The sequence below is a fragment of the Thermodesulfobium sp. 4217-1 genome (assembly GCF_039822205.1).
GTDB lineage: Bacteria > Thermodesulfobiota > Thermodesulfobiia > Thermodesulfobiales > Thermodesulfobiaceae > Thermodesulfobium.
Genome location: NZ_JBAGBW010000027.1, coordinates 1 through 25192 on the forward strand (window position 1 = coordinate 1; position 25192 = coordinate 25192).

At 36.1% G+C, this 25192-nt stretch carries 12 protein-coding genes, 1 tRNA gene and 1 pseudogene; 7 read left to right on the forward strand and 7 right to left on the reverse strand.

The window, feature by feature from the left end; translation table 11 throughout:
* The 3 genes and pseudogenes from V4762_RS08750 to V4762_RS08760 all read left to right on the forward strand — a co-directional run.
* A pseudogene (locus V4762_RS08750) lies at positions 1-296 on the forward strand (hypothetical protein); the annotation flags it as partial.
* Positions 297-507: 211 nt separating this feature from the next.
* Positions 508-1341: an MBL fold metallo-hydrolase gene (locus V4762_RS08755; protein WP_347315404.1), complete on the forward strand. Its 834-nt coding sequence runs from the start codon at positions 508-510 to the stop codon at positions 1339-1341.
* Positions 1342-1568: 227 nt separating this feature from the next.
* A tRNA-Ala gene (locus V4762_RS08760) sits at positions 1569-1644 on the forward strand.
* Positions 1645-1663: 19 nt separating this feature from the next.
* Here the strand turns inward: V4762_RS08760 and brxL are convergent.
* Genes brxL through V4762_RS08790 form a run of 6 tightly spaced genes read right to left on the reverse strand, consistent with a single transcriptional unit; the run spans position 1664 to position 14025 of the window.
* On the reverse strand, positions 1664-3145 hold the full coding sequence (brxL, locus tag V4762_RS08765; protein ID WP_347315405.1) for a BREX system Lon protease-like protein BrxL: 1482 nt from the start codon (positions 3143-3145) through the stop codon (positions 1664-1666).
* 12 nt (positions 3146-3157) lie between these two features.
* Positions 3158-5398, reverse strand: coding sequence for a BREX-4 system phosphatase PglZ (gene pglZ, locus V4762_RS08770; protein WP_347315406.1), 2241 nt, complete (start codon positions 5396-5398; stop codon positions 3158-3160).
* Positions 5388-9539: a hypothetical protein gene (locus V4762_RS08775; RefSeq protein WP_347315407.1), complete on the reverse strand. Its 4152-nt coding sequence runs from the start codon at positions 9537-9539 to the stop codon at positions 5388-5390. Before V4762_RS08775 ends, pglZ begins: the two co-directional genes overlap by 11 nt.
* Positions 9532-11871, reverse strand: coding sequence for a phosphoadenosine phosphosulfate reductase domain-containing protein (locus V4762_RS08780; protein ID WP_347315408.1), 2340 nt, complete (start codon positions 11869-11871; stop codon positions 9532-9534). The genes V4762_RS08775 and V4762_RS08780 overlap by 8 nt, the downstream gene beginning before the upstream one ends.
* 2 nt (positions 11872-11873) lie before the next feature.
* Positions 11874-13382: a hypothetical protein gene (locus V4762_RS08785; RefSeq protein WP_347315409.1), complete on the reverse strand. Its 1509-nt coding sequence runs from the start codon at positions 13380-13382 to the stop codon at positions 11874-11876.
* The gene (locus V4762_RS08790) at positions 13339-14025 is read right to left on the reverse strand and encodes a hypothetical protein (RefSeq protein WP_347315410.1); all 687 of its coding nucleotides are present in this window, start codon (positions 14023-14025) and stop codon (positions 13339-13341) included. Before V4762_RS08790 ends, V4762_RS08785 begins: the two co-directional genes overlap by 44 nt.
* A gap of 684 nt (positions 14026-14709) precedes the next feature.
* Here V4762_RS08790 and V4762_RS08795 point away from each other — a divergent pair.
* Positions 14710-15906: a cyclopropane-fatty-acyl-phospholipid synthase family protein gene (locus V4762_RS08795; protein WP_347315411.1), complete on the forward strand. Its 1197-nt coding sequence runs from the start codon at positions 14710-14712 to the stop codon at positions 15904-15906.
* Positions 15907-16188: 282 nt separating this feature from the next.
* Here the strand turns inward: V4762_RS08795 and V4762_RS08800 are convergent, their stop codons facing one another.
* Positions 16189-16446 (reverse strand): DUF4351 domain-containing protein, encoded by a 258-nt coding sequence (locus V4762_RS08800; RefSeq protein WP_347315412.1) that lies wholly within the window; start codon positions 16444-16446, stop codon positions 16189-16191.
* Between the two features lie 377 nt (positions 16447-16823).
* Between V4762_RS08800 and V4762_RS08805 the strand changes: the two genes are divergently transcribed.
* From V4762_RS08805 to V4762_RS08815, 3 genes are all read left to right on the forward strand, one after another.
* Entirely contained in the window at positions 16824-20168 is a 3345-nt protein-coding gene (locus V4762_RS08805; protein ID WP_347315413.1) for a helicase-related protein, read from the forward strand.
* Positions 20169-20171: 3 nt separating this feature from the next.
* The gene (locus V4762_RS08810; RefSeq protein ID WP_347315414.1) at positions 20172-23654 is read left to right on the forward strand and encodes an Eco57I restriction-modification methylase domain-containing protein; all 3483 of its coding nucleotides are present in this window, start codon (positions 20172-20174) and stop codon (positions 23652-23654) included.
* Between the two features lie 3 nt (positions 23655-23657).
* A partial coding sequence (locus V4762_RS08815) for an AAA family ATPase (RefSeq protein ID WP_347315415.1) occupies positions 23658-25192 on the forward strand: 1535 nt, incomplete at its 3' end.

Below are 25192 nucleotides of genomic sequence, written 5' to 3' on the forward strand. Positions count from 1 at the left end.
TAAATGATTTGAAAGAAGAGGAAATGATGGCTATATTAGATTCTACTGTAGGAGGTGATAAGATGGCACCTGTAATTGAGAAGTGGATAGAAAAGGGAAGAGAAGAGGGAAGAGAAGAGGGCATGATATTTGAAGCCCAGGATTTACTTTTAGATGCCATTGAAGCCAAATTTGATAAAGTTCCAAGAGATATAAAAATATTGGTGAAAAAAACGAAAGACAGAGAGAAGTTAAGAAGCATACTTAAAGCTACTATCAAGGTTCAAAGCATAGATGAAATAAGGGATATGTTCTAAATTAATATCTGACCTAAAAAATAACTCTTCTATTCTACACATCAGAAATCGTTCTTTCTATACTTTTTCAATCTTTTAAATATTATGTTATTTTGACTGGATTTTTATTCTCATGATCAGCTAAGTTTATATTTATAGGTTTTTAATTTTCTTAGTTATAACAAAAAATATTACAAAAAATTTCTAAAAGATTCCAAAAGGAGGTGCCAATATGGATTTAAGAATTACTATTTTAGCCGAAAATAGCGTAGTGCTTCCATTTGACGTTATTGGGGAACATGGTTTTAGCGCTTTTGTAGAAACCCCCAACTTCAACTTTTTATTTGATACTGGACAAGGCAAAGCATTGTTAAATAACTCGATTGCTTTGAAAAAAGATTTAAGCAGTATAAAGTTTTTGTATATATCTCATGGGCATTACGATCATGTAGGCGGTATTGTAGACCTTTTAAAATTTAAAGCCCCAATTGAAACATACTCACATCCAGACATATTTTCTAATAGATATTGGTCAATTGGTAATACAAGAAGGTATATAGGTATACCATTTAGTCAATTTTATCTTGAAAGTCTGGGCGTTAAATTTAATTTTCATAAAGAATTTACAGAGATAGAAAAAGGCATTTTTTCATCTGGAGAAGTTGAACGTAAAACAAAATTTGAGAAAATTGATAAAGAAATGAAAGTTGTAAACGCCAATGGCGATTTGGTCCAAGATGAGATTTGGGATGATTTTTCTTTAGCAATAGAAACGCCAAAAGGTCTTGTGGTTCTATTGGGTTGTGCTCACGCTGGCATAATAAACATTCTAAATCACTTTATAAACAAAACAGGTAAAAAAGAAATATATGCTGTAATAGGAGGAACCCACTTAGGCTTTGCTTCACAAGAGCAGATTAATAGTGTCCTTGAAGTGATAGAAAAATACAATATACAGAAATTGGGTGCCTCTCATTGCACGGGCATGGAAGTTGGAGCAAAATTGTATAATAAGCTCAAAGATAGATTTTTCTTTGCAAGCGCTGGTAGCGTATTTGAAATATAAAAGCTTTTGTAAAAATTAATTAAAATAAGATTTCTCATATAATTGTGTAGGCTATAATTATACTTTTTGTTTTTTTAGATTTATTTTAAGAAAAAATATTTTTAAATATTATTTATCTAAATTTAAATACAGTAACTTACAGAATTTTCTATAAAATAGAAACGATTAACAATGAAATAATTTTTAAGGTTGCAAAAAAACTATAAGTCCTTTATAATAACTGCAGTGGGCCTGTGGCGCAGTTGGGAGCGTGCCTCAATGGCATTGAGGAGGTCAGGGGTTCGAATCCCCTCAGGTCCACCATAAAATTATTTTTCTCTATTTATAAGTCGCTATCTGGTCTGACACTAAATATGGGTATGTCTTTACCAGTGTATTCTGAGTCGAGGATGCCGATTTGGTATTTTATTGTATCTCTCATTTTTTTTGCTCTGTCAAGGCAGTAGCGCTTAAAATCACGAGCAGTAATGTCGTCAGGCTCACGCACATTTGGAAATAGCAGTTTTAGATATGCAGTCGCTATACGTTTTACTGCCTCTGTATCTCGAGTATCTGCTGCTTCTGGGACTTCGATGAGTTCATCCACAATGGCACGATAACTCATATCATTGCGCATTTCGTGCAATATTGAACAGAAATATTCTGAATTAAGCGCCCACCCGGAAACCTTAAGATCATCATTCATTCGCGGTATATTCCATCCTTTTATGAAGCCATGAAAACGCTCTATGAGAGCTGACTCGTGAAATACATCAGGCAGCTCTTCAAACATATTTCCATAACCGTCTTCATCCATAATCTCTTTTTTAATATTGCCGCACAAGATTACGCCAGCTTCAGCTGCTCCTTCATAATTACCTACAGTAAAAATTCCTGACTCAAGATAGCCTTTTAGAGCTGCTCTCATTTCACTTATATTGGTAAAGGATATTGTTTGCACTTCATCAAGGGTTATAAAATCGTTTCCTGATACCAAGCCCTCAACGCGCTGGTTTTGATCATAAAACATTTTTGCCCTACTCATAATGCCACCGCTTGATAGCCATCCAAAACGACTGACACGTCCAAAAAGATATGATTTTCCCGTTCCTTTTGGTGCAAGTTCTATGAGATTTAGTCTTTTTTCTACAAAAGGGAGTAGTCTGGTTAACATTGTAAGTTTTTTTTCTTCGTCACCAAGATAGCCGTTCGCATTGTAGTCCACTGCGCCCAATAGCACATCAAGCCATTCTGATATAGTAAATTCTTTACGCGCTTCTTTGTAGTAGTTAATATCGATTGTATAAGGACAGAAAGTCTTGAAAGCAACAAGTTTGATTTTGCCTCTATTAGCCCCTTTGGCTTTGTTTCTATAAAATTTCAAGTCATAGTCATCGGGAGGTCGATATCCTATTTCAACCATGCCCCATGTTTCTCGTCCGCTAACTAAATCATTCTTACAAATGTCCCAGACACTATCTTCAATGATAGTGTCTTTGCTTGTAAGGCCAAAGTCTGGAAGTGAAAAAGAAACCTCCCTTGTTTTAATATCTATATCTACAGAAACTTTGGCAAGAAATTTCACGCGTTCATTTTCAATAATTACCCGATTCTTTATTGCTGTCCAATCGTCCTTGCGTGGTAGATATGTACGCACGAATCGAGCCAATTCGTCCGGATCAAAATACCCGTCCTCACCTTCAAATCTCTTCAAAAGCCAGTCGCGCATAAATGAAGGCAAGCTTAATGCAGAAAGGAAGTTGCTTTTCTTGAGATCTTTATATACAACCATCTCATCAAAATAGTTTCTTAGCTTTTCAATCATAACATCACTCCCTTAAAACAAATCTTCAAATTCATCATTTTTTTTGCCACTTTTGCCTTGTGCCTTAATTTGCACTTCCCCGATTAAGTCATCGCCCGCGTAAACATCAGCAGAATAATTGCCTGCTCGCTTTATATCAGGGAGCGCTACTTTGTAGTGAAGGCCATCAAGCACAAAAGCAGGATAACGTTTGCCGTTTAAAACGATTGAAACATTTTTCGCTGGTGGATTAAAGAAAAGCGTTATCTCTGTTCCTGTGCGGAAATCAACTGTCACAAATTCTTCTACTATTTTAACTGAGATTTTGCTATCTTGTAATGTTAATTCGATAACGGGAATGACGACCTCTTCCAGTGATGCTCCTCCATGAACTTCAACATTAGCTGCACGGCTTCCTTTAAATCTTCCGTAGTCAGCAAGCACAAGATAGCCGTTCTCTTCGGCCGCAAAAGGTAGATCGTATGGTTCAAAAGATTTACAACAGCGTCCAGAGTGTTCGCCTTGAGTGTCTGTGTCATATTTTTCTTCTTTATGTCTTAACACGGCAAGACGAGAGGCTCCGTGGTCACTTACAATTAGAAAACGCTTGTAATGACGCTGGGCAAGTTCTGTGGCGGCCTTATCAATAGCATCCGTAATAGTAACCAACTCTTTTGCAAGATGAGTAGGCAAATCATTGTTATCGGAATTATAACCATCCGTATCGCTATGTTTTATTTTATCGAGCTGATCGTTTTTTTCTTTACCGTTTTGCCAATTATCGAAAAAATCATGGTTAAAAGAAGTTAAGGTAGGCAGTTCTGCACGAGCAATTTTAATTGTTACTGATAAATTACGATTGCGCGCCAATTCAGCTATGAATGCCAAATATTCAACGCCGAGTGAATCGAGCCAATAAAGATAAGTGTCGTCTTTATTTATACCGTCAATTATTTCGTTGCGTGTGGGCAATCGGTTAAATTCACGACTCTGGGCGAGTTTCTCCACTTTTTCGATGAAATCGGCTTTTAGTGTATTGGAAACTTTCTGTTTTTTATATTCGTCAAAATATTCCGTCAGCAGATTTGACAGGTCACCACAATTAAAGACATACTCTTTTAAATAATCCGATAGTGCAGGATATATTTCGTTAATTTCAGGTATGACCCCATTTTGAGAAACCCAGGCTATAATTTCTTTTCTCTCTACCATAGTGTTGTTTGTTAATTTATAAATGCTTTTATCTATATTTATTTGATTGCTTATAACGAAATTTGCAATATCTGATTCAGGGAATTTCTCTACCAGCCTTTTCCGTTCTGCATAATAAGTTCTAAAGCGGTTATCATCGTGTCTAACTTCGATTATTGCATTTAGAACGTTTGTCTTAAAGTCTTCAAAACAATTCGTATTATCCAGCACAAAGCGCAAATAGCTATTTGATAAAATGTTAGACTTGCTTTTCAAAGCAATGAAGTAAAGCCAACTCTTATATTCTGGTCCAGTTAATCGAATATAAAAATCGACATCAAGGTTGTCCTTAAATCCATTTTTTTCAAAAACTGCATCAAGTGAGTCGCTGTTTTGTGTTAACTCCTTTAGCAGTTCATCCCACTGCATATTACTGCCGCAAGAGCTTGGTAGATTAAAGTCGTGCACGGTAAATTTAATACCCTCGTAAGCATTAACTATTTTATGGATGTTAAATAGGGCTTTATCAAGATTAACCGTAGTGTTAACTACAAAATTCCCACATAAACCGTTTTCGAGTTTTATGAGTAGAGCCTTTATTCCTGGCAGAGTCGACAGGCCGACAGATGGAACGGCAAGTGTGAAAGACAAATCGCAATTTGCATTATCAAGCATGCAGAAACGTCGATTGTCAAAACGCGGGTCTGTTTGAAAGTCATTAATTTGAGTGGCAACTCCACGCAGAAGTAAAACCACTTTCGTGCTCCCAACGTTTAAGTCTTTCAATTGCGATAAAATGCTCGCAGCTTCGTTATTTCCACGAAGAGCTAGATATTCACCAAGTCCAACTACAACCAGTTTGTTATCACTCGTTTTCACATCGGCGTTCTTAAGGCGTTCTAACAAGCTGTCGATGTCCGGCAATTTATCATCGCCACCGCAATAGTCGCTTACTTTGACTAAAGTAAATCCTAATTCCAACAATTTATCCTTGACACCCTTATACTGCCCATCACCGACGATTAAAAAGTAAGGAGTCTTAACGCTGGAGGATAGATATTTATTTACTGCTTCAATCGACATCCGTCTGTTCGCCTCCATTCGTAATAATTTCGATTCCGACGGTCATGTTTTCCCTAACGAGCCGCTTAAGATACTGCTTCAATCTGGTATCGTTCATTTCATCAATTTTCACGAGGGCTTTATCACTACCACCAGCGTTGTATTCAGCTTCGGCAAGTTGCTTGACTTTGTTTTTTACACTAGGATTTTCACGCCAATCATAAGTGTCTACAGACAAACGTCCAAGTGCGTCCCTAACTTTTTCTAGATCTTGGAGCAAAGGAAGGTATTCGCCGACAATATCACATTTAAATGCTTCATTGCGTTTATTTTCGTCCGATAAAATTTCGAAGAGTCTTGTTGTTTTAAGAAATTCAAGCGCGTCTTTTATTTCCACATCTTTAGACCAACTTCTGTTTAGTGTGTCAAACGCTTTTTTCGCCACGCCAAACTCGTTTTCGGATACACAGCAAAGTATCGGAGTTCTATATAGGCTTGACCATTCACAAGGATTTTTCGTACCAGTCTTCTCTTTCCAGAGTTTGAATAATTGTGTTTTTAATTGGTTCTTACGAAATTCCTCCGCTGCCGCCTTAACTTTGGAGTTGCAGTCAGTTTTCGAGAGTTCAAACATTTCCGTTGGTAGTTTGCTCTTTATCTCGCTGATATCAGAATCGCTCAAATCCTCGAGATAATGGTCGTAAACTTCGGTGAATATTTGCTTTTCGTTATTAAGTAAATCACGGATTTCTTCACTGTGTGCAGTCAGTTCTAAAAGGAACATCTTTAGCTGATCTGGTAATATTTCCGACTGCTGATATATTGTCAGAAGCGTATTAAGGACTTTAGTTATTGAAGGAAATTTTGCTCTTAATGCCTCGCAAGAAACTCCGATAAACTTCAGCCGTTCACGCCATTCTTTAAATACTTCCGAACGAGAATGTGCAGCCACGTTTAAAAGCATATTGCTTTCTTTTACAACACCATAATCGGACAGGAGTTTGCTGATTTCATCCGCACCTGTCTGTCTATCCCACAAACAGGAATGCTTAACCTCAAATAAAGCACGAATGTCCGAGAGTACATTCCCAATTGCGCCAATTTCAGCAGCAAGCGATAGAATTTTCCCGCCTTTAAATGAGGTCAAGAACTTGCGCATTCCATTTTGGCAGTTTTCTCCTGTAAGAAGAGCTGCTAATTTTTCAGATAATATGGTTTTGGCATTAGCGATCTCACCTATTTCAACGGCTTTTTTGTGTGCTTCATTTCCCTCTTTCTGGATGAGCTCAATGTACTTTTGAATAACGTCATAAACACCATAATTATCAACTTCGGCAAGGCACCACACGGGCAATCTAAGCCCACGCATTTTTCCAGTTACGGCGAGAGCTGCCTGCCCTGCCGACGAACAAGAATTAGGCGCAATGCCCCAAGCTTTTTCAGTGTATTCGTAGAACGCCCTTTCTTCATCTGTCATTTTTACAATATAAGTAGGTTTTAGAGTTTTTCCAATATAATTGCTGAGCATTTCCGCGAGCTTGTCCTGTGTCATTGACTCGTGACTACCGGATGAATCGCTGTATCGGAAAGGCTTATCGCCATATTCTTTCAGCAGGAAGCCCGCAAGGAACGCTGAAAGGTTGCAAGGTGCAAAACCGTAACTCTCTTCGAGGAAGCCATATATTTCGCTGATTGAAATCTGTACGCCGCGACTAAACGCGGCCTCAATAAACTTGTCCAACTCGACTTTTATCTTTGAAATCGGCAGCTTTGTCGTGGTCGGAGCTTCCCAGTATTTATCTGATTTCCACACAGTAGGCAAAACGTGCTTTTCTATGCCGGCAACAACGCCGCTAGTGCTTTGCGTAATACCGCATTTTGCACTTGCTTTACCGTTAGTAAGTTTTAACTGATTTTCGCTTAGCCCTTTGGCAAAATCGAAGACGAGAGGAAATCGAGCAGTTACTATAGCTTGGAGAACGCTCGCCACGCCTTGTTCATTGCTGAGTTTTCCCCCCTTTTGATTTGTATAGGTGTATACTATGAATTGCCCATTGTAAATACGGTTTTTCCAGTCCTGATCTAAGATGTGTTTTGCCTTGTCATTATTTTCCCGCGATGCTGAATTGTTGTTTCCGTTATAATACATAGCCATAGCGGAATAATCCACATACTGTTCGAAAGCTTCAATTCCAAGCGGGGTAGAGAGCGCATCTATAAATACAATGTTTTCGTACCGCTTATCCTCAATCGCTGCTTTGATAGTTTTTCGGAAGCTGCAAGCTTCGACATCGCTTTTGGCGAACGCTATAACAGCATGGAAATTCCACTTAGTTTCTTTTGTATATAGGTTATTGATTGTGCGGGTAAAATCCGTAGTTGTTACAGGTATAATTTTCCCTGTATTTGGTTCGGATTCAAACCGCAAACGGAGCGCAGGAGATAGAGAAAGAACGGTTGAAAGACCACCCTCGGCAACAAGCTTCGAAGTTGTGCTATTATTGCGGATATCTTTTTTGTAACTGTCAATCCTTGCTTGGTCGCCTGCAAGCACAGCAACGGCAAAAACATGCTTACCACCGCTTATTGGGTTTGAAACCAAGATTCCTTTTGATACAAGTTGTTTGGCAATATTGATGCAAGCCATTAATTCCAAATTCGCAATTCCTTCAAACACATAACTTAGGTTTTGTTCTGTAGCTTTGAACAGATCAATCGTACCACCCAAGCGTTGGTCGATCGCCTGTATTATCAGAATAGCCTTAAGGACAGCTTTCTCGTCTTCTCTCAAATTCTGCTGTTTGGTAAATGTATCTAAAATAAGCTGAATGTCGGAAGTAAGATTATCCCTGCCTTTTTCGTAGAAAAAGTTCCACAGCATATCCACTGTTAAGAGAGGATGATCGTCGATGGGACTCGTGTTCTCAATGAACCACTGAAAGGCTTTCACATCGTACATGTTTGACTTTATAAAGTCAAACATACTTCTCTGATTGGATTTAAACGCAGTGGCTATATTCTTAAGCAAAAGAGCAGCCATAGGGTGGATCGGCATAATGTTTTTTATCACTTCTGGATCTGTAATTTTCGTAGCCGTCATGACTGCCGCACGAGAAGAATTAACTCGTTTGTTCAAGTCGTCAGCCAACACTTCCCAGTTGCCTTGCGCTGCTTGCTTAGCTTTAAAAGCATGACCGATGAGATCAAACGCTATGTTATCCGGCAGAGTGATTTGAACGGGAATAAAGCGATCACGCACTTTTGTCCAAGTGTCGTCTGCTGTGAGGAATAGCTGACCTGACTCGTGTGTAACCACAATAAAATAGAAAGGCTTCAGGTTTACCAGTTCGACGAGTTTCTGAAATTCAGACAAGCTATCACGATTGTTTTTGAAATAGTCAGAGAATTCGTCCCAAATAAAGACGATTTTCACATTGTTTTGGTTGATAACGTCAGTTATCCAAGCTAAAAGCCTATCCGTGTCGATGTCCAATGCGGTAATGCCTTCTTTGTCGGCGAGGCGGAACAGGTTATCCATCAGCTGTTTGACTTCACCTACTTTACGGAGTCGGAGTGCATTCAACACTTCTTCAGCAGTTGACTGTGAAAACAAAGCCTTCCATTCCGGCTTTTGTAAAAGCGCGTCAAGGAACAACTTGTGCGACGGTTCATCAATCCAAGCGATGACGCTTTCTTTCAGCGTGTTTTCACCTGCATAGAGTTCTTTCTCATTCAGGGCAGATCTTATACTATCCTGCACGGCAAGGAACAAATTACGAGGAGAATTAATACCACCGGAGGCATATCGGTGCACAGTTACAATTCCTGTTTGCTTATGTCCGATGAGTTTTTCGAGCAGATCTGGTTTCTTTTTAAGTGGCTCATACTTGTTCCAGTAAGCACGGAGTTCATCTTCCTGAACTTCAAGAAATTTCTTTAATGTATAGGCACATTGTGATTTACCTGTGCCGTAAGCTCCCTCAATCCAAAGAGAACGCATATTGTTACGAGCCAAAACACATTCCATACTACTTAGCAACTTTATAAAAGCTTGATGGGGATATGTATGTTTCCAATAATCAGGATTTGCTTCTATTGTGGAATTATTTACTTGCGGGAAGTATCCTTCGTCTATATCGAAGTAATCCCTATAACTAGACATTTGTTTGCTCCTCTCTAAATAGGTTGAGCACATCTGACGATGTCTTATCCTCTGTAAGTGATATTTTTTCTAAGTCGTGCGTAAAAGACGATGAAATGAACTCTGGATATTTTGCAGAAAGTCCCAATAAAATAGGCTTCATTTCATCACGTTCAAGCCCGAAAATTCTGGTAGGACTAATTCCATCGCGCTCTATACTGTCATTTAATAATGTAGCAAGTGTAAATTCTTTATAATTATTGCACTTTTCTGCAAACTTGAATAAGCCATAAAGTGCTACACGAAGATCGGAAATAGAACATTTTGTACGTACAAGATCGCCGTCATCTGTGATATAGCCGAAATGTAGTATGGTACCAAATGGAGTTTCTGTTAAGCGTTTGAAAGCATTTATTATGCTTGAAATATTATCTTTACTTTGCCCGCTAGCAGTAAGGCTATTTTCCAATTCGATACGTCTGTATGCCCTACCGATGTCCATTTCATGTATATACCAAGCGAACTGAGGATTATTTGTAACAAGATTAATGAACATGAATCCCAAAAAGACATCGGTATCCCATGTCAATACCGCACCTAATTTAGCAAACGCGGTAGCCTCATTGTTCTTAACAAGATTAGCATCTTTTAGAAATCGTTTATAAAAAGGTTTTTGAACACGTCCTAACGTGTTGTTTTCAAGAAAGTCCGATTGGTGTTCAAAGAAATCTTTCAGCCATTCGGTTTTCGGAGCATGATTACTAAAAGTATTTAGAGATTTCATTTTTCCACCCTCCTCATTAGGTATATTTAGTGAATGGTAAGCTAAACAGCCTGTTTCCATAGAATAGCAATCAAAACAATGATTGCAGTTTTCAATTCTTAATTTTCCTTTGAAAGAAATACAACCATTTTTACAAATTGCCATGCATGTTTTGCAGGGTATACAATATGCCGCTTTCCTGAATGTGTAGCGAAACAATTTTCCGAACAAAGGGTTTTCTTTTGCATACCTCTCTGATAATCTAATAGTATAGCCTTCTTTCTTTAATTCGCAGATGAAAGCGAAAGATTGACTTTTGAAATCTATGATATAGTTGCTCTCTTTTTCATATAAATCTCCGAGGACTTTTATCCATTCTTTCCAATCGGTTTTTGGTGAGATAACATTTATGATAATTTCGCCATTTTTAGTGGTTTCGGAATATATTTTCTTATTATTAGTAAGAAAATGTCCATTTTTCCTTGCATTCCAACCACCTCTTGAAATATAGTCTTTTGATGTAATAAAAGTTCTTGCATTACTTTCTTTTATATAAGATAGTAATACTTCTGATTCTTTTGGATAATTTGTGTGTTCTATAAAACTTGCTTTAGAACCTCCCATAGGACAACAAATACATCCTATCCTTGCACTACCTTTTTGATATGCCTCATTAATAGAAATGTCGTTAGCATATATATAAAGCCATACTTCTGCTGATGTCCACTCTAAAATGGAGTTATGGCTGTATTGTCCCTTTTGTTTTTTACCATAATTCTCATATTCGTATTTGGACCGAGTTGCGCTCTCATAAGCTCGTACACCTACGAATGCTAATCCGACATAATTGCTCTTTCCTGTAATTTCTCGTAGCTTCAGCGTTTGTGGTGTGCTTTTATGAACGCTGCAGCACCATCTTAACACGCGCGATGGGGGTCCAAACAACTTCCATGATTCTTTCGGATCCAGATGGGATTTTGCTATATAAAAAGGTATTCCTTCTTCTTCACATTTGAGTTTCGTTTTCTCTACTATATCGTATGTATCAGGAAATTCCATACCTGTATCACCGAATACGACAACAAAGCCTCCTTTTGGCAGAGCTTTTTTTACGAGATCAAGCAAGACCGCACTATCTTTTCCTCCTGAGAAGGCTACGTAAAATAGGTCAAGCTTGTTTTTGTATTTTTCATAGATTGCTAATATCTTTTTTACAGTAGTTTGCTCTATGATTTCGAGCATCTCACGATTTGCATTTACCATTGTCTCAATATCAATTGTACGCAGGGCATTGCCTTCTGGTTCTGGCGTCACTGGATTGCCATCGTCATCTTTTGGAATGATTATCTCAGGTGCTGTGTAGAGATTGCCTCCTTTAAGTTTGGCGACAAGTGTCCCTCGATACCAATAGTTGTTTGCTTCAGCCCACATATAAGGCAATTCATTTTGCTTATCGTATTTCCAATATTTATCAAATCCTAAAATGTCAAGCTCAGCTGCATATAAGGGGCGAGGTTCTTTTGAGCTAATAGTAGGTGATGAGTTTATCAATATCCCGCCTGTCTTCTTGTCGTATGTATATGAATACAACCTCAATTCCTCCTCTCGCGTTTGGCTTTTGCCTGTTCAATCAATTCATCGGTTTTTGCATAAGACCGCCTGCCTATGTATCCGTTGCTGCACAAAAATTCTTCAATTACCGTTTTTTCAAGTGGTATGTCAGATTTTGCGACTGCATCCGCCATAATTTGAGCATAAGACAGACTGCAGCTTTTTCGGACTATTACGCCTGCATTTTTAGAATTAAACGCTAACACCTCAAATCGAAATCTATCGCTGAACCGTCGGCAATAGCTTTCAAGCAGAAACAAGCTCCAAGCCTGTTCACAATGTGGGAACGCCGCAAATGTGGTAATGCTTTTAAGCGTTAGGTATTCACTGGTTACGAACAGATCAAGCACGCTGTCAATCTTGGCAACATCAAAATGAACATACTTTTCTGCTATGTAGTTATCCTTGTTTACTCGCACCATTACGGAATAACCAGCTTCCATCGGTATCCAACGACGTGTTTCTCCCGTAAGTTCTCGCTCAAAATCAAGTAAGTTCTGGAGAGAGCATTTGTCCAACTTGCGGCAATACTCTTTCATTATGGTTAGTGCGTCAAGAGTGTCACCCTTGCGGGTTATGATTTTACCACGCCTGTCATATTTGTCGGAAAGGACAATCTCAAATATTGCGTTGTGAATTGCCGTAACCGTAAGTTCATAATTGCACTCTGCGATTTCCTCAAACGGAACATAGCTGAGAGAAACGTAACCATCTCTCCGACAGGCAACATCAACATAGTCGGTAATAACGTTACATTCCTCAACAGTCACATTAACTTTATTAATATGAGTGTAAACCCCCGTGGTATTCCATATAAAATCACCGTACTGTGCCAACACGTATTTTATTTTATCGAGTGGAATAAAGGGCAAGCGTTCAGCAAGCTGTTCAAAGCTTAACAAGTTATTATCACCCCAAATACGCAGGATTTCACCTTTGATTTTGGCGAGCTCCGTATCGTTTCCCGCTTTTGGTGAGAAGTATTTTGTTTTGTGCACATATTTCGGGTACATCTTAACAAGTATCTCTTTCAGCATTTCCTCAGAGATGACTCCTCCTGCAAGCAACCATTCTTCATGCTGAGTGTAAAACGAACTGTAGAAGATAATTTCTACGCCGCCTGAAACTGTCAAATCTACATTGTTTCGTATTCTGTTCTCAATTTCATTGCCGATGACATAAACCTTACCATTAAAGAAGATGCCGCAAGAAGAGATTGACTTGATTAACTCTTGATCGGTTATCAAGAGTTCATTGCCAAAGTTTTTGGCTGCGAAACGACGAAAGCGTAATAATTCAATTGGAGAATCAATTCTAAAGCCGTTAGAAAAATGTGTCGACATTACCTCTGTTATCATTTTTGCAAATGCAGGTTCAAGCATTGTGTTAGACAAGATATGCGTTATAACATTATTTTCCAAGCAATCAGTAGTTTCTGCTTTATGTTCAAAATGAGCCCTTTGGCGTGTAGCTAATAATAACATCGCCAAGAGGGATATCACAGTGTTGGCACAGTTTCCCAATTATTTCTACAATTGTCTGAGAGCTGTAATTGGTAAAAATCCACTTACCATTTGACAGCTTGGCGCTATTACCTAAGTTAGTTCTTTGCTGTATAAAAAAAACTCTATTGCCTTTTATTTTTATTCTGTCAAGAATATTTAAATTAGTATTTTTCTCTTCTATCAGCCACTCAGTAACCGCAACCAACAAGCTTGACCAGCTTTGTCTATCAAGCAAGATGGCTTGACCGTTTATAATGCAGCTAATAGGGATTGTGTTTATACAGAGATCTGGATGCTCAAAGTCTACGATTGAAGCAGTGCTATTATTACCAATTGACTCTGTATCTTGTGAAATTGACTGTGTAGATTTAATATTAATGTTAAATACTTTATTAGATGGAGCTCTTGCTTTTATAAAATCCTTATCTTTTAAAAATTTTAAATACATTTGTCCAGCTACAAGAAAAATCTTATAGGTATTCCTATCAGTTATTCTAAGTAGCTTATCATTTAGAATTTTGTCGTACACCATTCTAAAAATAGAATTTTTTGAAATATTCCATATATCCACATCGCAAAATTTTTGTTTAATTGCATAATCTGAAATAGTGTCAAGACAATCTATCAATATATTATTTGATTAAGTTTTGCGATGTAAGGTCGAGAGCCAGGAAATGAAATTATCTTTCAATGAAATGGTTTTTAATAAAGCGCCTTGTTCGCTGTGTGTATTTTTATTGCTAATGCCTTCTCTATTTGTCATTTGTCGGGGTCACTAAATTGGAAAATTTTAACCATGAGCTACTTATTGCTGTCAATTTATTAACTTATTATTTGAATTTTTCATAATATCCCCTATATTGCATTAAAAATTTTATAAATTTTAATTTTAAAATTTATGCTCACATTCCACCCTTTGTCAAAATTGTAATATCCCATTAACTTTTGATAAAAAAGTCATTAAGTTTAATTTTTTACATCCAATTATAGATTTAAATTATATTAAATCATAAATGACTTTTGCTTGCAATAATAGTTTTTTGTAATTTAGTAGAAATTGTTTTTTATTTTAAATATTTTACATATCTGTAAATCTAAATCATAGCTTTATTCCTTTCATAAATTATTTGAAAGTTCATTTTTTATTCATTTTTTGCGTAATTGCGAGTTTATAAAAAGAGTTTTAGAGAAGTGTTGTATGATAATAAATATCAATCAGAAATTATTTAGTAAATATAATGTTGTAATTAATTCTGAGGTTTATAATAAGACGAATAGCAAGTGCAGCAATAAAATGGGAGGTTTTTTTGGGATGAATAAAGCTGATTTTGCGTCCTACTTTGAAAAGATAGACACGTCAAGCTTCAGAGTGATATTCTGGGATGAAGATATCGTGGATTACGGCACAGTTGAGAGCAAATTTTCCATAACCTTTAAGAAAGAGCCTTCAATTTTTTTTGTAAAAGAGGAAGACGCCGCTAAATTAACAGACGATTATGCTGAAGAAATTCTGGACATAGAAGGAAGTCTTGACGATATATGCAGCGCATTTGGTCTGAATCGTGACCAGACAAATCTAAAATCCATAAAAAGACAGATCTTAATATCTTTGGCGCAGCTATCTTTAAAAATTAGAAAAGAAAGACAAAAAAAAGAAGTCCAATCGCACTATGACCTGGGTAACGACTTTTTCTCTTTGTGGCTGGATGATACTATGACTTATTCATGCGCATACTTCAAGGATCCAAATATGACTCTTCACGACGCCCAGATAGAAAAGATAAATCACACTCTCAGAAAGCTAAACTTGAAAAAAGACGAAAGGCTCCTTGACATAGGAAGCGGCTGGGGACAGCTCATAGTAAAGGCTGCACAGGAATACGGCGTAAAATCTATGGGGATAACCTTGAGTGAGGAGCAATTTAGAGGGACTAAAGAGCTTATAAAAAGATCGGGACTTGAGGATAGAGTGGAAGTGAGACTGATGAACTATCTCGATCTTGATGAAAATGAATTGCAATTTGATAAGATTGTTAGCGTGGGGATGTTGGAACATGTGGGCAAAGAAAATCTGGAAAAATTTTTTGAAAAGGTTAGCAAGCTTCTTGTTAGCACTGGGCTTTGCCTTGTACACACCATAAATGTTCCTGAAAATTCAGAAGGCGATTCTTTTGGCGTGTGGTTGAAAAAATATATCTTTCCAGGGGGATATCTTCCTGCATTGAGAGAGCTAATATGGATCTTGCCGAAATATGATTTTCACCTTATGCATCTGGAGAGTCTGAGAATGAATTATGCTGTGACGCTGGATAGATGGTATGAAAATTATTCCCTTCACTCTAAAGAGGTAGAAGAAAGATTCGGAAGACAATTCGAGCGCCGTTGGGGGTTTTATCTGAAGGGGTGCGCGGTAGCTTTTAGGACGTCTGGTCTTGATGTGCATCAGCTTCTCTTTTCAAAGGGTTTAAATAACGATATGCCTTTGACATTCGATTATATATACAAATAATTTCGGTATAGATTTTTCTAAAGAAATCTACAAAATTCTGCTAACTGTCATTGATTGTTATCACTTCAATAAGAAGACGCTGATTTTGTCAATATGATGGGAGAGTTAGCCTTGAGACCGTGTTGCCTCATGTAAAAACATAAAGGTGATTTTTTATTAAATTGTGTAAAAGTATTTAAACTACTATACACAAGTAGTTAAACATTCCCAATTTTTAAAACAAAAAAAGCACCAAAACCCAAGTAAATCAAGATAGATTCTGTAAGTTTTTTTATTAGATTTCTATAGTAAATCCTCAAGCTCGCTTATGCTGTTAATCTTAAATATTGCTTTCATTATATTTTTCAGTCTCTCTCTATCTGAGATACTTTTAACTTTGCTCTCTATTTCAGGCGAAATAGTATCAAATTTTGCCTCAATGGCGTTCAATACCATATCCTGAGCTTCAAACAGCATGCCTTCCATTTTTCCTTCCATCTTTCCTTCTATCCGGCCTTCTTCTTTTCCTTCCATCTTCCACTTCTTAGTTAAGGTTATCAACTCTTCTTCGCCTCCTATCTCTGATATCAAATCTTGTGTTCTTTCTGGACCATAATTTATGGAAACGTAGTTTATTACAATTAAAATCTCTTAATTAAAAACCATCTTAAAGAACTTATCATGTGCATCCTTAACGCCCTTTGCATCCTCTAAGAAATCGGCCAAACCATGTTATCCCCATTGATTAGTTTAAAGCAATATACCATAATTTAGCGCAAAGTGCTATATTTTAATAAATTATTAGCTTTCGATTTGATTCTTTCAGAAGATTAATTTGAAAATTGGATATATTTTTAGAATTTTTTAAAAAATGTTATATTATATTGTATTAAATTCAAATTTTTAGGGGTTAAGAATGAAAAACAAGGTGTGTGGATATGAGTAACTTTATTACAAATTCAGGCGAAAGGTCTTTGAAGAGTAGAATATCAACACTGGTCAAAAATAGCGCTGAACTAAAATTTCTTGTTGGATTTTTTTACTTTTCTGGTTTGAAAGAGTTATATGAAAGCATGAAAGAGAACCAGGATGTAACCTTAAATGTGCTTGTAGGACTCAATGTAGATACTTCGAACTTCGGCTTAATCGAATACGCTCAAAATAGAGATAATCTGTCACAAAGAGAAATTTCTGATAAATATTTATATTCTCTGAAGAAGTCTATTAACACAGAGCTTTTTGACACGAAAGAATTTTATAGCCAGTCAAAATTTTTTGTTGGTTTAATAAAATCAGGTAGGCTAAATATAAGAAAGACTCTTGAGCCAAATCACGCAAAGCTTTATCTTTTCAAACTAAAAAATGAGGTTGGCAGATCCAGACTTTTTATTACAGGAAGCAGTAATCTTACAAGTTCTGGACTGTCCAGACAAAAAGAGTTTAACGTGGAGATCTCTGACTATGGATTTAAAGAGGCAGAAGATTATTTTGATAAATTCTGGGAAGATTCTGTAGAGATTACCGAGAAAGATGAATCTAAGAATAGATTAATAAATACCCTTGAGAAAGAGACGCTAATAAGAAAGGTTACACCTTTTGAGGCGTATGCGCTGGTTCTAAAAAGTTATCTGGACGTTTTCAAGGGCAAGGATATCAGTCAGAGGTTGACAGAGATATTTGAAGAAAACGGCTATAAGCCATATTCATATCAGCTTGACGCTATCAAGCAAGCTCTGGGAATCATAGACCAAAGCAATGGAGTCTTGATAGCTGATGTGGTGGGACTGGGTAAGACTATTATTGCATGCGCGCTCGGATACGAGCTAAGGCAGCGGGGCATAGTGATAGCTCCTCCTGGCATTATAGGCGACAAAAAGAAGAGCTTCGGGTGGTGGAGATATTTAGAAGAGTTTGGCCTGGCGAAATTAGGATGGCAGCCATATTCTTCGGGAGACTTAAAGACTGTTCTCGAAGCTGTTTCGGTAGCAAAAGATATAGAAGTGGTTGTAGTTGATGAGGCGCACAGATTTAGAAACCAAAACACTAAAGATTATGAGCTTCTAAAGAATATATGCATGGGCAAGAAGATAATTCTTTTGACTGCGACGCCTTTTAACAATCAACCTTCAGATATATTTTCACTTCTGAAGCTGTTTATTATGCCGAAAAAATCAAGCATTACCTTGTCAGATAACCTAGAGTACAAATTCGATTTATTTTCAAGCCAGTTTGACAAGCTCTCTTATATAAAGAAATACCTTGCTTCTTCTGATACGAAAAAAAGAGAAAGGGCAATATTTTACAACAAGCTTTTGTTTGGAACGGATAGGATAGATCTTAGAAGTGTAGACTTTCTTGCTCATTCAATAGCCAAACAGATCAAGGACGTAATAGAGCCTATTATTATCCGCAGAAATAGACTGGATCTCGCTGAAAATCCAAATTACAACACGGAAATAGGTGAACTCTCAATTATAAAAGATCCAGATGAGTGGTTTTTCGAGCTCACATCAGACCAATCTGATTTTTATGATAAGGTTATAGAAGATTATTTTGCCCTGCCAGAAGATGGTGGCAGGTTTAAAGGAGCTATATATAAGCCCTTTCTCTATGAAAAGGGAGTTTTAATAGAAGATCTTGAAAAGGGATTCACCAAAGAAGAAAATTTTCAATATTTTCAACAGATAAACCTATATGATTTTATGAGAAGGCTACTGGTAAAAAGATTTGAGAGCTCTTTTGGTGCTTTTGAACAGAGTATAAGAAACTTTAAGAAGATTACAGAAGAAGTGCTAAAATTCATAGAAAAGACTGGAAAGTATATCTTAGATAGGGATCTACTTGAAAAAATCTACAACAAAGATATTGATGAAATAGAAGAATATTTAAATAACTATGCTAAGAATCTTGAAAAAGAGGAGCATTCGACAAACGACAAGATATATATCCTGAAGGAGTTTAAGCTCAAAGATAAGTTTGTTCAGGATATTAAAGATGACTTAGAGCTTTTTGATGATATTTTAAAAGAATTAGCTAAACTAAATATGGTAGCTGACGATCCGAAAATAAAATCATTAATAAAAAATTTGAAGAAAGTTTTCAATATGCCTTCAAGCGGTAAAGAGCCAAAAAGAAAGGCTGTAATATTTACAGAGTATCTTGATACTGTAAAGTATCTTAAAAACACTCTGAACAAAAGGTTTAATAACAGGGTGCTTGTGGTAGAGGGTATTTTAAGTGCGAGCAAATTAAGAGAGATAAGAGAGAATTTTGACGCATCGTATGGTGAACTAAAGGATGACTACGACATACTTCTTACAACCGATATGGTTTCTGAGGGATTTAACCTGAATAGGGCTGGGATAGTGGTGAACTATGATATACCCTGGAATCCTGTAAGGGTAATCCAGAGGGTGGGAAGAATCAATAGAATATCCAAAAAGGTTTTTGAAGAGCTATATATTGCAAATTTCTTTCCTACGCAAAAGGGCTCAGACCTGGTAAGGTCAAGGGATATCGCATCGAACAAGATGTTTATGATTCACAAGGCTTTGGGTGAAGACTCTAAAATATTTGATGTGGACGAAGAACCTAAGGCGTCAAATCTTTATAAAAGGATACAGCAAAACCCTGATGAGATGGAAAAAGAGAGCTTTTATACCAGAATTTTCAGAGAATTTGAAGATATAAAGAAAGAGCGCCCAGATATAGTAGAAGTGCTAAATAGCTTCCCAAATAGAGTAAAGGTTGCTAAATCTGGCGGCAAAGATGAGGTCTTTGTGGTCATAAAGAAGGGCAAAATTTATGTAAATCACAGAATTTATGATGAGGAGACAAAGGAAGTAAGTTCATTAGAAGACGTAATAGATGACATTCGTTCAGATGAGAACGAAAAAGGTCTGGAGCTTAGCGATAGATTTTGGGATGAATATATGATTTTGAGAGATTATGAGGGTAAAATTGACAAGCCTTTTAAAAATAGCGCCCAAAGCATTGAAACTAAGGCTTATAATCTTTTGAGAAGCTTGCAAAAGAAAGATAGCCTTTCGGATCAAAAAGACTTTATCAATACTCTCATAGAAGATATTCGCGATTATGGATCTTTATCTGAATACACGCTAAGAAGGCTGGTAAATATGGAAAAGATGAAAGAGGATAGCGTGTCAAAAGAGATTTCGAATCTTAAAAAAGAGTTGGGCGCTGACTATCTAAAAAGAGAGAAAGAAAGATTGAAAAGCCTAAATAAAGAGGTAATCATAGCTATAGAAAATAGAAGGGGATAGACGATGAAACTAAATATAGACGAACTGATAAACTGCTTTTCAGATGATCTGCTTAGAAGACTCCTGGAGGCAAATTCATCATTTAAGCCTGAAAGTGAGGAGCTATTCTACGAAGGATATGATAAATTTCAAGACCTAAGGTATCTTGGGAGCATAGAATTTGAGGATACGAATAGATTGGGACTCTTTTCAATAAAAGTAAACAAAGAGCTTAACGAAAGGTCTGGCAAAAAGGAACAATATAAATTAGGTAAGCAAATTCAAGAAGAGCATAGGCTTGATCTTGCTATCTTTGCCTTTTATGATGAACAGGGCAGCTTTAGGTTATCTTTAATATACAAAGAATATGCGGGAACGAAAAGCGCTACAAGCTCTTATAAGAGATTTACCTTTTACGTAAACAAAAAGCTTACAAACAAGACCTTTAAAGATCAGATAGGAAAGTGCAATTTTAGCTCGTTTGGGGAGATAAAGAGCGCATTTTCGGTAGAGCCCGTAACAAAGGCATTTTATGAAGAGATTCAGACCTGGTATTTCAATGCATTGGATAAGATCCATCTCCCAGATGACTTTAAATTTTCTGATAACCCAGAAAAGGATAGAGAAATAAGAAATTCTACTTCTTTAATAAGACTAATAACAAGAGTTATATTTATCTGGTTTCTAAAAGAGAAATCCTTAGTTCCAGAGGATCTATTTTCAGAGGATAGGATAGGAAATATCATTAAAGACTTCAAGACCTCAAACAACTATTACAACGCAATCTTACAAAATCTATTCTTTGCAACGCTAAACAGTGATGAATCTCAAAGAGGCTTTGCTGAAGATAAAGGCTATCCGATGAATGTGTCCAATTATGGGATAAAGACGCTGTACAGATATCTGGATAAGTTTCTTATATCTAAGGATGAAATATTAGAAATATTTAGCACTGTTCCATTTTTGAACGGCGGCTTATTTGATTGTCTGGACAAAGAAAATGAGAATAAAAAAGTAATATATTTAGACGGATTTTCCAGAAATAAAGATAAGCAAGCAAGGATACCTGATTATCTTTTCTTTCAACCTGAAGAAGAGAGAATAGACATCTCTAATTATATACAGGGAGGCAATAAAAAGAGTGTAAGAGGGCTTTTTGACATATTAAAAAGTTACAACTTTACTATAGATGAAAATACCCCGTTCGATCAGGAAATAGCCCTTGACCCTGAGCTTCTGGGTAAGGTATTCGAAAACCTTCTGGCAGCGTATAACCCTGAGACCTCTACTACTGCAAGGAAGGCAACAGGAAGCTACTATACCCCAAGAGAAATAGTGGACTATATGGTAGAAGAGAGCCTGTTTCATCACTTTTTAAATATTTTAGGTCAATCTGATGAAAATACTGAAAAACTTAGAAACCTTCTTTCGTACTCTTCTGAAGAGAACCCCTTTAATGAGAGTGATACGAAAAGATTGATAGAGGCGATATTCGATCTAAAGGTATTAGATCCTGCCTGCGGTTCTGGTGCATTTCCCATGGGGATACTGCATAGGCTTACATTTATTCTGGGCAAGCTCGATCCTGATAACGAATACTGGTATGAATTGATATATCGCAAGGCCGTAAACGAATCTAAAGAGATTTTTGCTAATGAAGACAAATCTGAAAGAGAGATAATGCTAAAAGAGTTAAACGATTCTTTTGACAAAAGCTTTGCCGATCCTGACTATGCAAGAAAGCTATATCTCATAGAAAATTGTATATATGGAGTGGATATTCAGCCTATTGCCATTCAGATATCGAAGCTAAGGTTTTTCATATCGCTTGTGATAGATCAAAAAGTGGATAAAAATAGGCCAAATTCAGGCATAAAAGCCCTGCCTAACCTTGAAACAAAGTTTATAGCTGCAAATTCGCTTATTGGTATAGACAGACCTCAAAATCTTTTATATATAGATGATATCGAAGAGATAGAAGGAAAGATAAAGCAAATTAAGCACAAGTTCTTTCAGGCAAAAACAAGAAACAATAAGATGAATCTTCAAAAAAGAGACAAAGAACTAAGGAAAAGGTTATCTGAAATGCTAAATAAAGTTATTCCATTTGAAGACTCTGAGAAAATAGCTAACTTTGATATCTTTGATCAAAACTCAAGCGCTGAGTGGTTTGACCCTGAGTGGATGTTTGGCGTAAGAGATGGCTTTGACATTGTAATTGGAAATCCGCCTTATATACAGCTGCAAAAGAATGCAGGTTTGCTTGCAAAAAGGTATAGAAACTTTAATTACAAAGTGTTTAACAGCATGGGTGATATATACGCACTTTTTTATGAAAAGGGTATAGATCTTTTGAAAGAAGATTCCCATCTTTGCTTAATTACATCAAACAAGTGGATGAGAGCAGGTTACGGAGAGAATTTAAGAGAGTTTTTTACAAAGCTTAATCCAAAGATTTTAATTGATTTAGGACCTGGAGTATTTGAAAGCGCAACTGTAGATACAAATATCTTGCTCGTTCAAAAGAAAGGAAACCAAAAAGAACTTATTGCTACCACGCTGCAAAAAGAAGATAAGGAAAACATATTAAACGCTATAAAAGAAAAGGGAGTAATCTTAGATAAGCTTTCTAAAGACGCCTGGTTCATAGGAAGTAGTGCTGAGCAAAAACTAAAAGAAAAGATAGAAAGAATTGGAAAACCGCTTAAAGATTGGGATGTAAAGATTTATCGTGGCATATTAACAGGCTTAAACGAAGCTTTTATAATTACCACAGAAAAAAAAGATGAGATACTTGCAAACTGCAAGACTGAAGAAGAAAGAAAAAGAACAAGTGAAATTATAAAGCCAATTCTTAGAGGAAGGGATATAAAGAGATATTATTACGAGTGGGCGGGGCTGTGGCTTTTATGGATTTATCAAGGCATTAATATTGAAAAATATCCCTCTATTTTGCAACATTTATTACCTTTTAAGAAAAAATTAGAAGTTAGGACGGGCGGAGCAAAAATTGCTGGTGACCCCTCAACCGTCCCATATAAATGGTACGAATTACAAGTGGACTCTGCCGCTCACATTTCCGAGTTTGAGAAGGAAAAGGTGGTGTGGCAAAGAATTACACAAGAGCCAACTTTCTGTTTAGTTGAGCCAAATGTTTTTATTCTTGATAGTATGGCATTTTTCACAGGTAATAAATTGAAATATGTAATGGCTTTGCTGAATTCAAAAGTAATTTATGAATATGTAAAAATGATAGTTCACCAGTATGGATTTACAGGTTTTAGATTGTCAAATCAATATGTTGAAGTTATGCCTCTTCCCCCCATCACCCCTCCCAACGAGGCTTTGGTAAAACGCATCGAGTCGCTGGTGGATAAAATACTTGCCGCCAAAAAACAAACCCCTCAGGCGGATACGAGTGAGTGGGAAAGAGAAATCGATGAGATTGTGTATAAACTTTATGATTTAACAAATGAAGAAATAAGAATAATAGAGGGAGGGAGATGAAATATGGAAGTGAAGAAAATAAATTCAATTAGAAGTTTTGGACAATTTACTGAATTTGATTGGGACGAAAATCTATCCCAGTTTGAAAATTATAATTTCTTTTATGGCTGGAATTATTCTGGTAAAACTACTTTATCAAGAATATTCAGAAGTATTGAAAAAAGACAACTTCATAAGGATTATCAAAACTCAACATTTTCTCTTGAATTAGAAAATAATCAAAAGCTGACTGATAAAAATATTGATAACAATTATCCTATACGAGTTTTCAATGAAGACTTTATTGAAGATAACTTTGAGTGGAATAATGAAAATGCTGGAATAGATCCAGTTCTCATTTTAGGAGAGGAGTCAAAAGAACTTGATAAACAACTAAAACAAAAACAGAAAGAAGAGGAGGTAAAAAAAGAAGACAAGAGCAATTATGAAAATGAAAAAAATCAAAAAGAAAGAGACCTTCAAAATAAACTAACCGCAAAAGCATCAGAAATACGCAGTATTTTATCAATCACAAATTCAAAAGAATTTGACAGAAATGCATTAGAAAAAAAAATAGAGCAGATTAAGGAAAATTTTTCAGAAAAAATTTTATATGATAATAAATTAGAGAATTTGAGAGATGTGATTGTCAGCCAAAAGTCAGATGTAATTAGTCTTTCAATGATCTCATTAGATTTTAAGCTTGGTCAATATATTAATGATATAAAAAAAATCCTTAATAACAAAGTAACTGCCCAAAAAATTATTGAAAAACTAAATCAAAATACCCGTCTAAGTGAATGGGTAAAAGAAGGCATCGATCTACATAAAAATGAAGACACTTGTCAATTTTGTGGAAATTCTTTAACAAAAGAGCGTTTGGATGAACTAAACAAGCATTTTTCCGAAGAATTCAATCTGTTGATGAAAGAGATTGATGAAAAAGAAGCTGAATTAAATCATCATATTGAATATATAAACCAAATTTCGTTTCCAGATAAAGCAAGACTTTATAATGAGTTCCAACAAGATTATGAAGACTTGCTGAATCGTTTTAATGAGATAAAAATACAGTACATTAATACTGTTGAAAGTTTAATAAAAGAATTAAAGAGAAAAAAAGGAAAACCTTTTGAAACAATCACTATTGATCAGTCTATTAATGAAGACATAGAAAAGGAAATAATTAATTTATTTGCAGAAATTAAAAAAATTATTGAGCAACAGAATAATAAGGTAAATTCTTTAGCAAAGGAAAAAGAAGATGCAAAAGAAAAAATAAAATTGCATTACTGTGCAAAGTTTATTCAAGATGAAAAGTATTTTGAGTTAAAAAATGAGATTACTCAATTAGATGAGAAAATCAAAAATTTAGAGCAGGAAATTAATAATATTACTGAAGAGATTAAGGAGATAGAGCAAAAAATTAAAGCCTCAGCTATTGGTGCAAAGAAGTTAAATGAGTATTTAAATAACTTTTTCAGTGATGATAGGTTTAAAATAGAACAAACTGAAAATGGTCGATATAAACTTTATAGAAATGATCAAATTGCAAAAAA

Excerpts from the sequence above, each read along its gene's own strand:
- V4762_RS08805 (WP_347315413.1), top strand. The coding sequence starts at position 16,824 with ATGAGTAACTTTATTACAAATTCAGGCGAAAGGTCTTTGAAGAGTAGA.
- V4762_RS08775 (WP_347315407.1), bottom strand. The coding sequence starts at position 9,539 with ATGTCTAGTTATAGGGATTACTTCGATATAGACGAAGGATACTTCCCG.
- V4762_RS08755 (WP_347315404.1), top strand. The coding sequence starts at position 508 with ATGGATTTAAGAATTACTATTTTAGCCGAAAATAGCGTAGTGCTTCCA.
- V4762_RS08810 (WP_347315414.1), top strand. The coding sequence starts at position 20,172 with ATGAAACTAAATATAGACGAACTGATAAACTGCTTTTCAGATGATCTG.
- V4762_RS08795 (WP_347315411.1), top strand. The coding sequence starts at position 14,710 with ATGAATAAAGCTGATTTTGCGTCCTACTTTGAAAAGATAGACACGTCA.
- brxL (WP_347315405.1), bottom strand. The coding sequence starts at position 3,145 with ATGATTGAAAAGCTAAGAAACTATTTTGATGAGATGGTTGTATATAAA.
- pglZ (WP_347315406.1), bottom strand. The coding sequence starts at position 5,398 with ATGTCGATTGAAGCAGTAAATAAATATCTATCCTCCAGCGTTAAGACT.